The sequence below is a fragment of the Arthrobacter sp. QXT-31 genome (assembly GCF_001969265.1).
Classification (GTDB): domain Bacteria; phylum Actinomycetota; class Actinomycetes; order Actinomycetales; family Micrococcaceae; genus Arthrobacter.
This window is the reverse complement of sequence record NZ_CP019304.1, coordinates 2,129,341-2,144,333: the sequence shown is the minus strand read 5'-3', so window position 1 is coordinate 2,144,333 and position 14,993 is coordinate 2,129,341. Positions and strand designations below refer to the sequence as shown.

The window sequence follows — 14,993 nt, the reverse complement described above, 5'->3', positions numbered from 1 at the left end:
ACGAACAGTTCCGGCAGCGACGCCGGCACCGAGAATCCAGGGACCTTTCGGCCTTGTGGCCCCCACGGAAACACCACCACCGCCCGTACCGGGTGTGCGCGGTCTTTTCGTACCTCGGGCATCCTCATTTAGTTCTATCTAGGAGATAAGCATGACTCTTGATATTGAATCTTCGACTGTTGTTGGGGTGGCGCATCCGTTGGATCCGTTGTCGCGGGAGGAGATTTCGCGTGCGGTGGGGATTTTGAAGGCTGGTCCTGCTGCGGCGGAGTCGTTCCGTTTTATCAGTGTTGAGCTGCGTGAGCCGTCCAAGGCTGATCTGCGCAATGGTGTGCAGGTGGTCCGTGAGGCGGACGCGGTGCTGGTGGACCGGGCGGTCGCGCGGTCGTACGAGGCGGTCGTGAACCTGGAGACGGGCACGGTGGATGCGTGGAAGCAGCTGGCGAGAATGTCCAGCCGCCGTTCATGCTTGATGAGTTCGCCGAGTGCGAGGAAGCGTGCCGGAAGGACCCGAACGTTATCGCCGCCCTGGCCAAGCGGGGCCTGACGGACCTGGACCTGGTCTGCTTCGAGCCGTGGAGCGTGGGGTATTTCGGTGAGGACAACGAGGGCCGGCGCCTGATGCGTGCCCTGGTCTTCGTCCGGGACGAGGCCGATGACAGCCCGTACGCGCACCCGATCGAGAACTTCATTGTTTTCTATGACCTGAACGCCGGGGAGGTCGTCAAGCTCGAGGACGACCAGAAGATCCCCGTCCCTCCGCCCGGGGCAACTACCTGCCCAAGTACGTCGGCCCGGCCCGCACGGACCTGAAGCCGATCGAGATCACCCAGCCCGAGGGCGCCTCCTTCCAGGTCACCGGCAACCACGTGCGCTGGGCCGACTGGTCCTTCCGGGTCGGTTTCACCCCCCGTGAAGGCCTGGTGCTGCACCAGCTGAAATTCCGTGACCAGGACGTGGACCGCCCGGTCATCAACCGCGCCTCCCTCTCGGAAATGGTGGTCCCGTACGGTGACACCGCCCCGGTGCAGGCGAAGAAGAACGCGTTCGATTCCGGTGAGTACAACATCGGCAACATGGCCAACTCCCTGACCCTGGGCTGTGACTGCCTGGGCGAGATCAAGTACTTCGACGGTCACTCCGTCGATTCCCTGGGCAACCCGTGGACGATCGAGAACGCGATCTGCATGCACGAAGAAGACGACTCGATCCTGTGGAAGCACTTCGACTTCCGTGAAGGACCGCCGAGACCCGCCGCAACCGCAAGCTCGTGATCTCCTTCATCGCCACGGTCGCGAACTACGAATACGCCTTCTACTGGCACCTGTTCCTGGACGGGTCCATCGAGTTCCTGGTCAAGGCCACCGGCATCCTCTCCACCGCCGGCCAGCAGCCCGGGGAGAAGAGCCCGTACGGCCAGTCCCTGAACAACGACGGCCTCTACGCCCCGATCCACCAGCACATGTTCAACGTCCGCATGGACTTCGAAGTCGACGGGCCCAACAACGCCGTCTACGAAGTGGACATGGCCTACCCCGAACACAACCCCACCCACACCGCGTTCATGGCCGTGGACCGGCTCCTGGAAACCGAGAAGGCCGCGATCCGCAAAACCGACGAGGCCAAGCACCGGTTCTGGAAGATCGTCAACCACGACTCCAAGAACATCGTCAACGAACCCGTCGCCTACCGCCTGATCCCCACCAACGGGATCCAGCTCGCCGCCGGAGACGAGTCCTACGTCTCCCAACGCGCCCAGTTCGCCCGGAACAACCTCTGGGTCACCGCCTACGACCGGACCGAACGCTTCGCCGCCGGCGAGTACCCCAACCAGGCCACCGGCGCCGAGGACGGCCTGCACATCTGGACCCAGAAAGACCGCAACATCGTCGATCAGGACCTCGTGGTCTGGTACACCTTCGGCATGCACCACGTCGTCCGCCTCGAAGACTGGCCCGTCATGCCCCGCCAGAACATCGGCTTCATGCTCGAACCCCACGGCTTCTTCAACCAAAACCCCACCCTCAACCTCCCCACCGAAACCCGCACCACCAACGGCGGCCACTGCTCCACCGGCAACAACCACTAACCACCAGCACCAAAAACCAGCAACACAGCACTAACCACCACACAGACGGTCCCCGGGCGCTGCCCCACGGCAGCACCCGGGGACCACCTGTATCCACCCCCAAAACTTTCCCCAGTCTTCGGTCCCCGGTGCTGACGGCATCCGCACCGGGGACCGAACCCCACCCGGACCCACCCAGACAGTAGGGCGTGATCGAACGTGTTCCATATCCCCGCACTCACCTGGACCCTCACAGCCGTCCTGCTCATCGCCGGAAGCTACCACCTCGCCCAGGCAGTCCGCGCCCGCCACCTCACCGACCGGGTCAACAACACCCTCCACGCCCTCATGAACACCCTCATGACCGCCATGCTCTGGAACCTCGGCCCCTCCACCCTGCTCGCCCAAATCGCCATCCTCGCTGGCGCCGCGCTCTGGTTCACCCTCCAGGCCGTCGCCCGCCCCGAATTCAAACTCCTCTGCGCCGGCAACCAAGGCAGACTCAAATGCGCCTACCACAGCCTCACCATGGCCGCCGCCGCCACCATGATCACCCTCATGACCACCCACACCCCCACGGCAGCCGCAACCGCAACCGGGACCGGGACCACGACCACCGCGGCGGGCACCCCCACCGCCCACCACGGCAGCGCCTACACAGCCGACACCACAACCACCGCAGCCCTGGGCAACACCCCCGCCATCGCCCTCACCCTCGTCTTCGCCGCCGCCGCAACCACCTTCCTCATCCTCATCCTCCGCCACCGCACCACCACAACCACCCACCACGGCCGCAAACACCCCACCCGCACCGAACACGCCCTCGAAGCCCTCGGCGCCACCACCATGGCCCTCATGTTCGCCACCATGACCACCTAACCCCCCACACCACCTACCCAAAAGGGTCGTTTCCGGCCCAACTTCCAGCAGCAGCACGTGAAAGAGTTCCACCATGCACAACGCACTGACCGGCCAGCGGCAACGGCGCCAAACGCAGAAGTGCCCGGCCTCCTTTACGGAGCCGGGCACTTCAGCCGGGGGATCGGACTTCTTATCCGATCACCGGAATCCGTGGCTGTGCGCCAGCGCAATCGCCTCGGTGCGTGAACCGACGTCGAGCTTTCTGAAGAGGTTCCGAACGTGGAACTTGACCGTGTTCTCGCTGATGCCCATGGTGGACGCGATGGTGCGGTTGCGGTGCCCGGCGGCGAGATGTTGCAGCACTTCAAGTTCCCGGGCAGCGAGGTTCCATCCCGCGGCATCCCCGGCCGGGCGGGCTGGCAGGTCCAGCGGGAGCGAAACGAAGATGTCGGCACCCCAGCCCGGCATGACGTCCATCCGCAGGTGTCCGTTGAGCGCCTGGACCCGGCGGTCGAGGCGGCTGATGCTCGAGTCCTGGGTGGTGAGGGCGCCGCCGCCGTCGTCACGCACGTTGATCAGCAGGTTCTCGCCGTCGCAGTCCCAATGCGTCCGGATCCTGCTGACCTCGGGCTGTTCCATCATGGCCAGCACCAACCCGCGGACCACAGCGCGCGCCGCGTGGGCAACTTCGCCGGGAAGGGCCCGTCCGTTCAGCGGCGGTTCGATGAACTGGACCTCAGTTCCGCTGAAGCTGGTGAGCGGCCGCAGGTCCTCCCGCAGCCGTTCAAAGGCTTTAGCCACGGGCTCTTCCACAAGGTCCGTGGTGCGGTCGCTGAGGGTGCGGAGCCCCACCAGCGCCTTGGCCGTGAGGTCGGTGACCGTCGCGCGGGCGGCGCCGTCCGCCAGGGAGGACGAGCGCAGGGCCGCCAGCAGGGTCTCCAACGTGGTGGAGTGCAGGTCAGTCAGTTCTGCCGTCACGCGCACGCGTTCAGCCGAGGCCGCCCGCGATTCCGCCAGGTACGACGGCGACGCATCGGCCACCTTTTCCTGGATCCGGCGGGCCGTAATGCCCCACAGGTACGTCAGCAGTTCCAGCCCGGGGTTGTCCAGTGGATCTTCCGGGCGGGGATCGGTGAGGACCAGGATGGCCTGGCTGGGGCCGTGTTTCATGGCCAGTGCGGGCCGGGGCCGGCCAGCGAGCACGGCTTCGCCGAACCACGGCGTCTCATCCGAAAGGCCGGCGCGAAGCTCGTCGAGCTCCGCGATGGACACCTTGGAGATGATGTCTTCCTGGCCTGCCTTCTTCTGCGGGCGGCCCGTGCAGTCTTCGGTGAAGATGACCAGCGCGCTGCATCCCAGATGCGGCAGCGCCGCGTCGCGCAGGCGTTCCGCGATCTGGGCGAGGGGGGCATCAGCCAATGCTGCCACGGATTGCAGAAGAGGCCACGGCAGGTCTGAAAGGGACATAGTGAATTCCTTCTGGACTGGTGAGCGGCTGCGCTTCATCGCACAGCCACCGGGCGAAACATCCGCCCACCCGAAAGTATAGCCAAAAACCGTCAGAAAACAGTGTTACCCCTACCCATTTGTTTCGGAATTATGGGTAGCAACCAGAGACCGGCCGCTATTGGCCGATGACCGTATCAAAGGAGATATACCGTGAATCCGACTGCAACCGCGACACGTATCGCTGAGAGCACCATTGATTCAACACTCGACTGGACGGCCGAGGACCAGCGTGCGGTGGATACCGCCCGGGTTCTGGCCGCGGACGCCGTGGAGAAGGTCGGCAACGGTCACCCCGGCACGGCGATGAGCCTGGCTCCGGCTGCGTACCTGCTGTTCCAGAAGCTGATGCGGCATGATCCGCGCGACGCCGACTGGATCGGCCGTGACCGGTTCATCCTGTCCCCGGGCCACTCATCGCTGACCCTGTACGTCCAGCTGTTCCTCTCCGGCTATGGCCTGGAACTGAAGGACCTGGAAGCACTGCGCACCTGGGGTTCGCTGACCCCGGGCCACCCGGAATACAAGCACACCGCCGGTGTTGAAATCACCACCGGCCCGCTGGGCCAGGGCCTGGCCTCCTCGGTCGGCTTCGCCTACTCCCAGCGCCGCCAGCGCGGCCTGTTCGACGCCGATGCTCCCGCCGGCGAGAGCCCGTTCGACCACACCATCTGGGTCATCGCCTCCGACGGTGATATCCAGGAAGGCGTGACCTCCGAGGCTTCCTCCCTCGCCGGGCACCAGGAACTGGGCAACCTCGTGGTCATCTACGACGAGAACCACATCTCCATCGAGGACGACACAGACATCGCCTTCACCGAAGACGTCCTGAAGCGCTACGAGTCCTACGGCTGGCATACCCAGCGCGTTGACTGGACCAAGACCGGCGACTACGTCGAAGACATCCAGGCGCTCTACTCCGCGCTCCTGGCTGCCAAGGCTGAGACCTCCAAGCCGTCCATCATCTCGCTGCGGACCATCATCGGCTACCCGGCCCCCAAGAAGCAGAACACCGGCAAGATCCACGGCTCCGCCCTCGGTGCTGACGAGGTCGCAGCTCTGAAGGAAGTGCTGGGCTTCGACCCCGCCAAGTCCTTCGAGGTTGACCAGGAAATCCTGGCCCACGCGCGCCAGGTAGTGGACCGTGGCGCGGCTGCACGTTCCGAGTGGGAAGAGTCGTTCGCGGCCTGGCAGTCGGCCAACCCGGAGGCTGCGGCCCTGCTCGAGCGCGTCGAAGCCCGCGAACTCCCGGCCGGACTCGAAGCCGTCCTGCCGGCCTTCGAGGCAGGCAAGGACGTTTCCACCCGCGCCGCCTCCGGCAAGGTCCTGAACGCCATCGGCCCGGTCATGCCGGAACTCTGGGGCGGCTCTTGCGACCTCGCCGAGTCGAACAACACCACGATCGAGGGCTCGCCGTCGTTCATTCCGGCCTCCCGCTCCACGGAAGCCTGGAAGGGCAACCCGTACGGCCGGGTCCTGCACTTCGGTATCCGTGAGCACGCTGCCGCGTCGATCGTGAACGGCATCAGCCTGCACGGCAAGACCCGCGCGTTCTCCGGCACGTTCCTGATCTTCAGCGACTACCAGAAGCCGGCCATCCGCCTCGGCGCACTGATGGGTGTCCCGTCCATCTATGTGTGGTCGCACGACTCCATCGGCCTCGGCGAGGACGGCCCCACCCACCAGCCGGTGGAACAGCTCGCCACCCTGCGTGCGATCCCGGGCCTGGACGTGGTCCGTCCGGCCGACGCCAACGAGGTCGGAATCGCCTGGAAGACCATCCTGGAGAACACCGAGAACCCGGCTGGCATCGTCCTGACCCGCCAGAACGTTCCCGTCTTCGCCCGCGGTACGGGCGCCGCCGAGGGCGACACTTTCGCGTCGACCGCCGGCGTCGCCAAGGGCGGTTACGTCCTGGCCGAGGCAGCCAGGGACGGCAAGACCGTTGACCCGCAGGTCATCCTGATCGGCACCGGTTCCGAGGTCGCACTCGCCGTCCAGGCCCGCGAGGCACTGCAGGCCGAAGGCATCGCGGCCCGCGTGGTTTCCATGCCGTGTGTCGAGTGGTTCAACAAGCAGGACGCTGAGTACCGCGAGGCTGTCCTGCCGGCAGCCATCAAGGCCCGCGTCTCCGTTGAAGCCGGCCTCGCGCTTGGCTGGAAGGAGTTCGTCGGCGACGCCGGCCGCTCCATCAGCCTCGAGCACTTCGGCGCCTCGGCCGACTACAAGCGCCTGTTCCAGGAGTTCGGCATCACGGCAGAGGCAGTTACCGCCGCCGCCAAGGACTCCCTCGCCGCCGCGGCCAACTAATTTTCGAAGGAAGAAACAAGCCATGACCAACGCAACACCCACCGCACAGCTTTCCGAGGCAGGCCTGTCCATCTGGCTCGATGACCTATCCCGCGAGCGGCTCGCCAGCGGCAGCCTGCAGAAGCTCATCGACCAGAAGAACGTGGTCGGCGTAACCACCAACCCGTCCATCTTCCAGGCCGCGATCACCTCCGGCACGGACTACGACGCCAAGATCGCCGAACTTGCCGCGCAGGGCGCCGGCGTGGAGGAGACGATCTTCGAAATCACGACGACGGATGTCGCCGACGCGTGCGACCTCTTCGCCCCGATCGCCGCCGCCACCAACGGCGTCGACGGCCGCGTCTCCATCGAGGTCGACCCCCGCCTGGCCTGGGACACCGAAGGCACCATCGCCGAAGCCAAGAACCTCTTCAAGAAGGTCGACAAGGACAACGTCCTGATCAAGATCCCGGCCACCCTTGAGGGCCTGGACGCCATTACGGCGGTGCTGGCCGAGGGCATCAGCGTCAACGTGACCCTGATCTTCTCCCTCGACCGCTACCGGGCTGTCATCAACGCCTTCCAGTCCGGTCTGGAGCAGGCCAAGGAAAACGGCCACGACCTGTCCAAGATCCACTCCGTCGCCTCGTTCTTCGTCTCCCGCGTGGACACCGAAATCGACAAGCGCCTCGACGTGATCGGCACCCCCGCGGCCAAGGCACTCAAGGGCAAGGCCGGCGTCGCCAACGCCCGTCTGGCCTACCAGGTCTACGAAAAGCTGTTCTCCACGGACCGCTGGGCAGTCCTTGCCGAAGCCGGCGCCCGCCCCCAGCGCCCGCTCTGGGCCTCCACCGGCGTGAAGGACCCGGCCTACCCGGACACCCTCTACGTCACCGAGCTCGTGGCCGCCGGCGTCGTGAACACCATGCCGGAGAAGACCCTGGACGCCACCTTCGACCACGGCGTGGTGACCGGCGACACCTTGACCGGCACGTACTCCGAAGCGAACACCGTCCTCACGGCCCTTGAACACCTCGGCGTGTCCTACAACAACGTCGTTGCGCTGCTCGAGTCCGAGGGCCTGGAAAAGTTCGTGGCCAGCTGGAAGGAACTCCTGGCCGACGTCGAAGGCGCCCTCGCCGCTGCCCGGAAGGCTTCCTAGCCACCGCAGGCATCCCAGCCGCCGGCTGACCGCCATCCGTTTCGAGGGCGTGGGGACCCGATGGGTCCCCACGCCCTCGTCACCCTGCTCACTGACAGCCTGACCACCGAAAGGCAGACATCATGTCCACCTCACCCCTGAATTGCTGCATCAACCCCAGCATCCTCTCCGCGGACTTCGCAAACCTCGAAGCCGAGCTGGCCCGCATCAGCAACGCCGACGCCGTGCACGTGGATGTCATGGACAACCACTTCGTGCCCAACCTGACCATTGGCCTGCCCGTGGTGGAACGGATCCAGAAGGTCAGCCCTGTGCCTCTGGACGCCCACCTGATGATTTCCAATGTGGACCGCTGGGCACCGCAGTTCGCCGACGCCGGCCTGGCCTCCGTGACTTTCCACGTCGAGGCGTCCGACGCCCCCATCAAACTGGCCCGCGAACTCCGCGCCCGCGGGTCCAAGGCCGGCATGGCACTGCGCCCCGCCACCCCCGTGGAGCCCTACCTGGACATGCTCCCGGAACTGGACATGCTGCTGATCATGACCGTCGAACCCGGCTTCGGCGGCCAGGCATTCCTGGACGTCACCCTGCCCAAGATCCGCCGCGCCCGGGCCGCCGTTGACGGCTCCGGCGTGAACGTCGCCATCCAGGTCGACGGCGGCATCACCGAGGAAACCATCGTCCGCGCCGCTGAGGCCGGCGCCAACGTCTTCGTCGCCGGATCGTCCGTGTACGGCAAGCCGTCACCGGCCGACGCCATCGAATCCCTCCGCGCCAACGGCCAGCTCGCCTTCGCCCCGGCAGGACAGCGCGCCAACGACGTCGTATTCCAACAAGCCTAAGGACCACTCATGCGCGTTCACATCGCAACCGACCACGCCGGCATGGGGCTCAGCTCCCACCTCATCACCGCGCTGTCAGCCAGCGGCTACGAGATGGTGGACCATGGTCCCGCCGTCTACGACGCCGAGGACGACTACCCGTCATTCTGCATCAACGCCGCCTCCGCCGTCGTGGCCGACCAGGCTGCCGGCGTGGACGCCCTGGGCATTGTGCTGGGCGGCTCGGGCAACGGCGAGCAGATCGCCGCGAACAAGGTCAAGGGCGTGCGGGCAGCGCTGGCATGGAACCTGGACACGGCCAAACTGGCCCGCCAGCACAACAACGCCAACGTGGTCGCCGTGGGCGGGCGCCAGCACACCGTTGAGGAAGCCACCGAGCTGATCGAGGCCTTCCTGGCCGAACCGTTCACCAAGGAAGTGCGCCACGAACGCCGCATCGGCAAGATCGCCACCTTCGAAACCAGCGGCGAGGTGGTCGAGTAACATGCCCATTGCAACCCCAGAGATCTATGCCGACATGATCGACCGTGCCAAGAAGGGCGGCTTCGCGTTCCCGGCGGTCAACGTCACGTCTTCCCAGACCCTGAACGCTGCCCTGCGCGGGTTCGCTGAGGCCGAGTCGGACGGGATCGTGCAGGTTTCCACCGGCGGCGCCGCGTACTGGTCCGGTGCGTCCACGAAGGACATGGTGGCCGGTTCGCTGGGCTTCGCAGCCTTCGCCCGCGAGGTGGCCAAGAACTACAACGTGAACATCGCCCTGCACACCGACCACTGCCCGAAGGACAAGCTGGACGGGTTCGTGCTGCCGCTGCTGGCCGCCTCCGAGGCCGAGGTCAAGGCCGGCCGCAACCCGCTTTTCAACTCGCACATGTGGGACGGCTCCGCCGAGACGCTGCAGGAGAACCTGCGCATCGCCCGTGAACTGCTGGACCGCACCGCCGCAACCAAGATCATCCTCGAGGTGGAGATCGGCACCGTCGGCGGCGAGGAAGACGGCGTTGAGCACGAGATCAACGAAAGCTCTACACCACGGTGGAAGACGCCCTGGCCACCGTCGACGCGCTGGGTGCGGGGAGAAACGGCCGCTACATCACGGCCCTGACCTTCGGGAACGTGCACGGTGTGTACAAGCCGGGCGGGGTGAAGCTGCGTCCGGAGATCCTGAAGGACATCCAGGCCCAGGTCGGCGCCAAGATCGGCAAGGAGAACCCGTTCGACCTCGTCTTCCACGGCGGGTCGGGATCCTCGGACCAGGAGATCGCGGACGCCGTGTCCTACGGCACCATCAAGATGAACATCGACACGGACACCCAGTACGCGTACACCCGTCCGGTGGCGGACCACATGTTCCGCAACTACGACGGCGTCCTCAAGGTCGACGGCGAGGTAGGCAACAAGAAGACCTACGACCCCCGCGTCTGGGGCGCCTCCGCCGAAGCCGGCCTCGCCGCCCGCATCGTCGAAGCCACCCAGCAGCTCGGCTCCGCCGGCCAGAGCTTCTAAAGGCCACAGCTTCTAAATTTTACGAGAACAGTTTGAAGGCGATCACATGACCAAGGAACCATCATCAACCATTGAACGCGGAGCCGGGACGACCTACCGGGTCCACATCGGTACCGATCACGCAGGCCTCGAACTGAGCCGTTCGTTGCAGCACGAACTGGCCAGCCTGAGGTTTGACGTGGTGGACCACGGGCCGCTGGAGTACGACGCCCAGGATGACTACCCGGGATTCTGCATCAGCGCAGCCGAGGGCGTCGCCCGCGACCTCAGCCACAACCGGCCAGCCCTCGGCATTGTCATTGGCGGCTCCGGCAACGGCGAACAGATCGCGGCGAACAAAGTCCGGGGCATTCGCGCCGCCCTGGTCTGGAACGAGTCAACTGCACGGCTGGCGCGGCAGCACAACGACGCGAACGTCATAGCCATTGGCGCCCGCGAACACACCGTGGAGGAATGCCGCAACCTGGCGCTCCTGTTCCTGCAGGAGCCCTTCACGCAGGACTCCCGGCACAAGCGCCGCATTGCACAGATCGCGGACTACGAAACCTGCGCCACTCCGCTGGCATGCGATATCAGCCGGAGCGACGCACTGGCACGCATGGACCGGAACGTGGGAACGGCAGAGCGCGTTCTAGCTGGCTGATACCCGGTGGCGGGACCCCTCCGGTTCCCAGGGTTTGCCCACCACAAAGCCCTCCTGGAACGGGTCCGAAGGGTCGAGGACGAGCTGGTTGAATGACGTGATCCAGGCGCGCCCGGAGATGCTGGGAACCACCGCGCTGTAAGGGCCCACGGCTGTGGTGTTCTCGATCCTGGCGTCGAACTGGCTGCCGATCAGGGACTCGTGCCGGAACAGCTGTCCCGGCACGAGTTCGCCCCGGGCATGCAGCAGTGCCAGCCTGGCGGACGTTCCTGTTCCGCAGGGTGAGCGGTCCAGGCGGCCCGGCGACACGATCACGGCGTTGCGGGATCTGACGATCTCTTCGCCGTCCGGACCTTCCTCACGCATCAGAGGGCCCGTGAATGACGTGTTGGTGATGCCGGGAATCCGAGGGTCGGCGGGATGGGAGACCCCAAGCTGTTCGGCTGCGGCCTTCTTGATGCGCTGCCCGAGGTCGTACAGCACCGCTTCCTGGCTGACGTCCAGGGAAATGCCAAGGGACCCGGCGTCCACGAAGGCGAACGTCATGCCCCCGTAAGCGACGTCGACGGCCACCTTCCCGAGTCCCGGCACATCGATTTTGGCGTCCTGGTGGTAAACGAAGGCCGGCTGGTTGACCAGCTTTACGCGTTCCACCTTGCCGTTGGCACATGCAGCCTCGATCCGGATCAGGCCGGCGGGGGACTCCAGGACCAGCCGGGTGACCGGTTCCGTCATCGGCAGCATCCCCGTCTCCAGGAACACCGTTGCCACGCACATGGTGTTCGAGCCGGACATCGCCGGGTACTCCGTGGATTCGAGGATGATGTAGCCGAAGTCGGCCTCAGGGTTATTGGACGGCAGGACCACGTTCGCGTTGTGCCATACGGCGCCGCGCGGCTCGCAGAGGAGCAGCTTGCGCAGATGGTCGAGATGTTCGGAGAAGTGAAGCATCTTGTCGAACATCGTCTGCCCTGGCACCGGGCCGACACCGCCGACCACAACCTTGCCGGACTCACCTTCGGCGTGTGCGTCCACGACGTTGAGCATGCGGCTGAACCTCACGCCGGTTACCGCACGTAGTCGGCGCCGGTGATGTCGATGGTTGCCCCGGTGGTGTGCCGGGAGCGGCCGGAGGCCAGGAAGGCGATCACCTCGGCGACGTCCTCGGCTGGGGTGACTTCCCCCAGGGGGAGCCCGGCGAGCACGGAGGGGTCCGTGGCAAGGTCCCCGGCGATGTCGGTCGCGACCCACCCCGGGGCGACGGCGTAGGCGAGGATGTTGTCCTTGCCGTAGCCGCGGGCGATGCCCTTGGTGAGGGCGAGCAGCCCGCCCTTCGCCGCGCCGTAGGCGAGGTGTCCGGCGTCGTCACCCCGGTGCGCCGAGCGGCTGGTGACGTTCACGATGATCCCGCCGCCCCGCTCCCGGAACCCGAGGATGGCTTCCTTGCAGAGGTCGGAAGGGGCCATCAGGTTCAGCTCGTAGTTGGCCTGCCAGCCCTGCTGCCAGGCGCCGTCGTCGTTGATGTCCGACGGCAGCCAGGCACCGGCGTTGTTGACCAGGACGTCGAGGCCGCCGCGCCAGTTTGCGGCCTCGGTCCAGACCCTGCGTCTTTCGTCGGGGTTGCGCAGGTCGCCCTGCACCAGCTTCACGCGCGCCCCGAGCCTGTCCGCCGTAGCCTGCGCGGAGTCCTTGTCGTTGCCGTAGTGCAGCACCACGTGGGCGCCTTCGCGGTGCAGTGCCTCGGCGGTTGCCCGGCCGATGCCGCGCGAGGCGCCGGTGACCAGGACCGTTTTCCCGGCCAGCATGCCCGCGCTCACGCGACGGCCTGCGCGCCGGTGATTTCGATAACGGAGCCGCAGATGTAGGGGGCTTCGTCTGAGGCGAGGAACGCCACGAGTGCGGCGATTTCCTCGGGTTTGCCGATCCGCCCGAACGGGACGAGCGCGTCGAGGTCGGCCACGGTGCGGCCGCTGCGGGCGAGCCCGGCTTCGAGCATGGGCGTGTGCACCTCGCCAGGCGCGACGGCGTTGACCCGGATGTTGTTCGGCGCATAGTCGCGGGCGAGGTTCTTGGTGAAAGCGACGACGGCGGCCTTGGACACGTTGTAGGCGATGTGTCCGGGTGCCGGGTAGAGGCCCCACTGGGAGGCGGTGTTCACGATGGCGCCGCCGCCCGCCTCGATCATGTGCGGCAGCACGGCCCGGCAGAGGTGGAACAGCGCGTCGACGTTCACGGCGAAGGAGAGGTCCCAGTCGTCCTCCGTCAGGGCGAGCAGGTCCCCGCGCCGGTTGACGCCGGCGTTGTTGACGAGGACGTCGAGCCTGCCGCGTGTATCAATGATCCGCTGGACTGCGGCCTCTGAAGCCTCGGGGTCCAGGAGGTCGAAGACCAGCGGCTCGGCCGAAAGGCCCTCGCGAGCCAAGGCATCAGCGACTTCCTTGGCCGCTGTCTCGTTGGCATCCGCCACGCAGACGTGCGCGCCTTCGGCGGCAAGGCGGCGGGCGATCGCCGAGCCGATGCCGCCGCCCGCTCCAGTGACCAGGGCTGTCTTGCCGTCAAAGCGGCCGGTAAGTCCCGTCGTCGTCATTCTCTTAACCCTCCAGTGAGAAAACAGTGCGATGCCAGGGCTTGGCCTGCTCTCCGGTGAGGTCGAACATGACGTGTTTGACCACGGTGTATTCGTCGAAGGAGTAGGTGGACATGTCCTTGCCGAAGCCGGACTGCTTGAAGCCGCCGTGGGGCATTTCGCTGATGATCGGGATGTGGTCGTTGACCCAGACGGCGCCGGCGCGGATCTCGCGGGTGGCGCGCAGGGCGCGGTAGACGTCCTTGGTCCAGGCCGAGGCGGCAAGGCCGTACGGGGTGTCGTTGGCGAGGTCGATGGCTTCGTCGTCGGTGTCGAACGACGTGACGGCCAGGACGGGGCCGAAGACCTCGTCGCGGAAGATTTCACTGTCGGGGGTGGCGTCGGCAACCAGAGTGGGGCGGTAGTAGGAGCCGTCGGCCAGGTCGCCGTCGTGCTCTTTGTCGGGGATGCCGCCGCCGATGACGCGGGCGTAGCCGCGGGCACGGTCCACCATGCCGGCCACGGTTTCCTGGTGTCTGCGGGAGACGAGGGGGCCCAGGTCGGTGGCGGGGTCGTCGGTGGGGCCGAGTTTGACCCTTGAGTAGAGTCCGGCGACACCCTCGATGAACTTTTCGTAGAGGGAGCGGTGGACAATGGCGCGGGTGGCGGCGGTGCAGTCCTGGCCGGTGTTGATCAGGGATCCGGCGACGGCGCCGTGGATCGCGGCGTCGAGGTCGGCGTCGTCGAACACGACGAAGGGTGCTTTGCCGCCGAGTTCGAGGTGGACGCGTTTGGCGGTGGTGGCGGCAGCGTCCAGGACGGTGCGGCCCACGGTGGTGGAGCCGGTGAAGGAGAGCATGTCCACGTCGGGGTGGCGGAGGAGTTCGGCGCCGACGGTGGAGCCGCGGCCGGTGATGACGTTGATGACACCGTCCGGAACACCGGCGTCGGTGGCGGTCTGGGCGAAGAGGAGGGTGGTGAGCGGGGTGATTTCGGCGGGTTTGAGGACGATGGTGTTGCCGGCGGCGATGGCGGGCAGGATCTTCCATGCGGCCATCTGCAGCGGATAGTTCCAGGGTGAGATGGAGCCGATCACGCCGATCGCTTCGCGGCGGATGGAGGAGGTATGGTCGGCGGAGTATTCGCCGGTGGCTTTGCCTTCGAGGTTGCGGGCGGCGCCGGCGAAGAAGGCGATGTTGTCGATGGTGCCGGGGACGTCGAATTCGCGGGTGAGGCGGATGGGCTTGCCGGCCTGGCGGGACTCGAGCCGGGCGAACTCTTCAGCGCGTTCCTCCATGAGCGCCGCGAACTTGGTGAGCGAGGCGGAGCGTTCGGCCGGGGTGGCCCGGGACCAGGCGGGGAACGCGTCCCGGGCGGCCTGCACACCCTGGTTGACGTCGTCGCTGCCGGCGAGCGTGATCGTTTCGATGACGGTTCCGTTGGACGGGTCGATGACGTCCACGGTTTCCCCGGTGGTGCCCTCGACGAGCTTGCCGTTAATGAACTGGCTCACAAACTCCTGCTTTCAGTTGGTTGGAAGATTTAAGAAC

General features: G+C 66.2%; 15 protein-coding genes and 1 pseudogene. 11 read left to right on the top strand and 5 right to left on the bottom strand.

Annotation, left to right across the window (positions count from 1 at the left end):
- Window positions 1–151: 151 nt before the first annotated feature.
- From BWQ92_RS24250 to BWQ92_RS09725, 5 genes are all read left to right on the top strand, one after another.
- Window positions 152–547: a hypothetical protein gene (locus BWQ92_RS24250; protein WP_236783161.1), complete on the top strand. Its 396-nt coding sequence runs from the start codon at window positions 152–154 to the stop codon at window positions 545–547.
- A complete protein-coding gene (locus BWQ92_RS24245; protein WP_236783160.1) occupies window positions 430–813 on the top strand; it encodes a hypothetical protein in 384 nt (127 codons plus the stop codon). Before BWQ92_RS24250 ends, BWQ92_RS24245 begins: the two co-directional genes overlap by 118 nt.
- A gap of 56 nt (window positions 814–869) precedes the next feature.
- A complete protein-coding gene (locus BWQ92_RS24420) occupies window positions 870–1,274 on the top strand; it encodes a copper amine oxidase (protein WP_250637856.1) in 405 nt (134 codons plus the stop codon).
- Window positions 1,271–2,089: a copper amine oxidase gene (locus tag BWQ92_RS24240; RefSeq protein WP_250637857.1), complete on the top strand. Its 819-nt coding sequence runs from the start codon at window positions 1,271–1,273 to the stop codon at window positions 2,087–2,089. Before BWQ92_RS24420 ends, BWQ92_RS24240 begins: the two co-directional genes overlap by 4 nt.
- Window positions 2,090–2,287: 198 nt before the next feature.
- Window positions 2,288–2,947: a DUF5134 domain-containing protein gene (locus BWQ92_RS09725; protein WP_076799333.1), complete on the top strand. Its 660-nt coding sequence runs from the start codon at window positions 2,288–2,290 to the stop codon at window positions 2,945–2,947.
- Window positions 2,948–3,127: 180 nt separating this feature from the next.
- Here the strand turns inward: BWQ92_RS09725 and BWQ92_RS09720 are convergent, their stop codons facing one another.
- Window positions 3,128–4,396, bottom strand: coding sequence for a helix-turn-helix transcriptional regulator (locus BWQ92_RS09720; protein ID WP_076799332.1), 1,269 nt, complete (start codon window positions 4,394–4,396; stop codon window positions 3,128–3,130).
- A gap of 192 nt (window positions 4,397–4,588) precedes the next feature.
- Here BWQ92_RS09720 and tkt point away from each other — a divergent pair, with 192 nt between their 5' ends.
- The 6 genes and pseudogenes from tkt to BWQ92_RS09690 all read left to right on the top strand — a co-directional run bounded on the left by tkt (window position 4,589) and on the right by BWQ92_RS09690 (window position 10,877).
- Window positions 4,589–6,745, top strand: coding sequence for a transketolase (gene tkt / locus BWQ92_RS09715; RefSeq protein ID WP_442856754.1), 2,157 nt, complete (start codon window positions 4,589–4,591; stop codon window positions 6,743–6,745).
- A gap of 22 nt (window positions 6,746–6,767) precedes the next feature.
- On the top strand, window positions 6,768–7,889 hold the full coding sequence (gene tal / locus BWQ92_RS09710) for a transaldolase (RefSeq protein ID WP_076799331.1): 1,122 nt from the start codon (window positions 6,768–6,770) through the stop codon (window positions 7,887–7,889).
- A gap of 122 nt (window positions 7,890–8,011) precedes the next feature.
- Window positions 8,012–8,731, top strand: coding sequence for a ribulose-phosphate 3-epimerase (gene rpe, locus BWQ92_RS09705; protein ID WP_076799330.1), 720 nt, complete (start codon window positions 8,012–8,014; stop codon window positions 8,729–8,731).
- Window positions 8,732–8,740: 9 nt separating this feature from the next.
- Window positions 8,741–9,214, top strand: a complete 474-nt coding sequence (locus BWQ92_RS09700; protein ID WP_076799329.1) for a ribose-5-phosphate isomerase — start codon at window positions 8,741–8,743, stop codon at window positions 9,212–9,214.
- A 1-nt stretch (window position 9,215) separates the two neighbouring features.
- Window positions 9,216–10,234, top strand: a pseudogene (gene fbaA / locus BWQ92_RS09695) (class II fructose-bisphosphate aldolase).
- A gap of 46 nt (window positions 10,235–10,280) precedes the next feature.
- Window positions 10,281–10,877: a ribose-5-phosphate isomerase gene (locus BWQ92_RS09690; RefSeq protein WP_076799328.1), complete on the top strand. Its 597-nt coding sequence runs from the start codon at window positions 10,281–10,283 to the stop codon at window positions 10,875–10,877.
- On the opposite strand, the gene BWQ92_RS09685 is transcribed toward BWQ92_RS09690, so the two are convergent.
- From BWQ92_RS09685 to BWQ92_RS09670, 4 genes are read right to left on the bottom strand one after another with little or no spacing between them, the layout of a single operon-like run.
- Complete coding sequence (locus BWQ92_RS09685) at window positions 10,866–11,924, bottom strand: proline racemase family protein (protein WP_216639980.1); 1,059 nt, start codon at window positions 11,922–11,924, stop codon at window positions 10,866–10,868. The genes BWQ92_RS09690 and BWQ92_RS09685 overlap by 12 nt on opposite strands.
- 20 nt (window positions 11,925–11,944) lie before the next feature.
- The gene (locus tag BWQ92_RS09680) at window positions 11,945–12,694 is read right to left on the bottom strand and encodes an SDR family NAD(P)-dependent oxidoreductase (RefSeq protein WP_236783159.1); all 750 of its coding nucleotides are present in this window, start codon (window positions 12,692–12,694) and stop codon (window positions 11,945–11,947) included.
- Entirely contained in the window at window positions 12,691–13,464 is a 774-nt protein-coding gene (locus BWQ92_RS09675) for an SDR family NAD(P)-dependent oxidoreductase (RefSeq protein WP_076799326.1), read from the bottom strand. Before BWQ92_RS09675 ends, BWQ92_RS09680 begins: the two co-directional genes overlap by 4 nt.
- 4 nt (window positions 13,465–13,468) lie before the next feature.
- Window positions 13,469–14,956: a gamma-aminobutyraldehyde dehydrogenase gene (locus BWQ92_RS09670; protein WP_076799325.1), complete on the bottom strand. Its 1,488-nt coding sequence runs from the start codon at window positions 14,954–14,956 to the stop codon at window positions 13,469–13,471.
- Between the last annotated feature and the right edge of the window lie 37 nt (window positions 14,957–14,993).

Excerpts from the sequence above, each read along its gene's own strand:
- BWQ92_RS24250 (WP_236783161.1), top strand. The coding sequence starts at position 152 with ATGACTCTTGATATTGAATCTTCGACTGTTGTTGGGGTGGCGCATCCG.
- BWQ92_RS09720 (WP_076799332.1), bottom strand. The coding sequence starts at position 4,396 with ATGTCCCTTTCAGACCTGCCGTGGCCTCTTCTGCAATCCGTGGCAGCA.
- tal (WP_076799331.1), top strand. The coding sequence starts at position 6,768 with ATGACCAACGCAACACCCACCGCACAGCTTTCCGAGGCAGGCCTGTCC.
- rpe (WP_076799330.1), top strand. The coding sequence starts at position 8,012 with ATGTCCACCTCACCCCTGAATTGCTGCATCAACCCCAGCATCCTCTCC.
- BWQ92_RS09700 (WP_076799329.1), top strand. The coding sequence starts at position 8,741 with ATGCGCGTTCACATCGCAACCGACCACGCCGGCATGGGGCTCAGCTCC.
- BWQ92_RS09690 (WP_076799328.1), top strand. The coding sequence starts at position 10,281 with ATGACCAAGGAACCATCATCAACCATTGAACGCGGAGCCGGGACGACC.
- BWQ92_RS09685 (WP_216639980.1), bottom strand. The coding sequence starts at position 11,924 with ATGCTCAACGTCGTGGACGCACACGCCGAAGGTGAGTCCGGCAAGGTT.
- BWQ92_RS09675 (WP_076799326.1), bottom strand. The coding sequence starts at position 13,464 with ATGACGACGACGGGACTTACCGGCCGCTTTGACGGCAAGACAGCCCTG.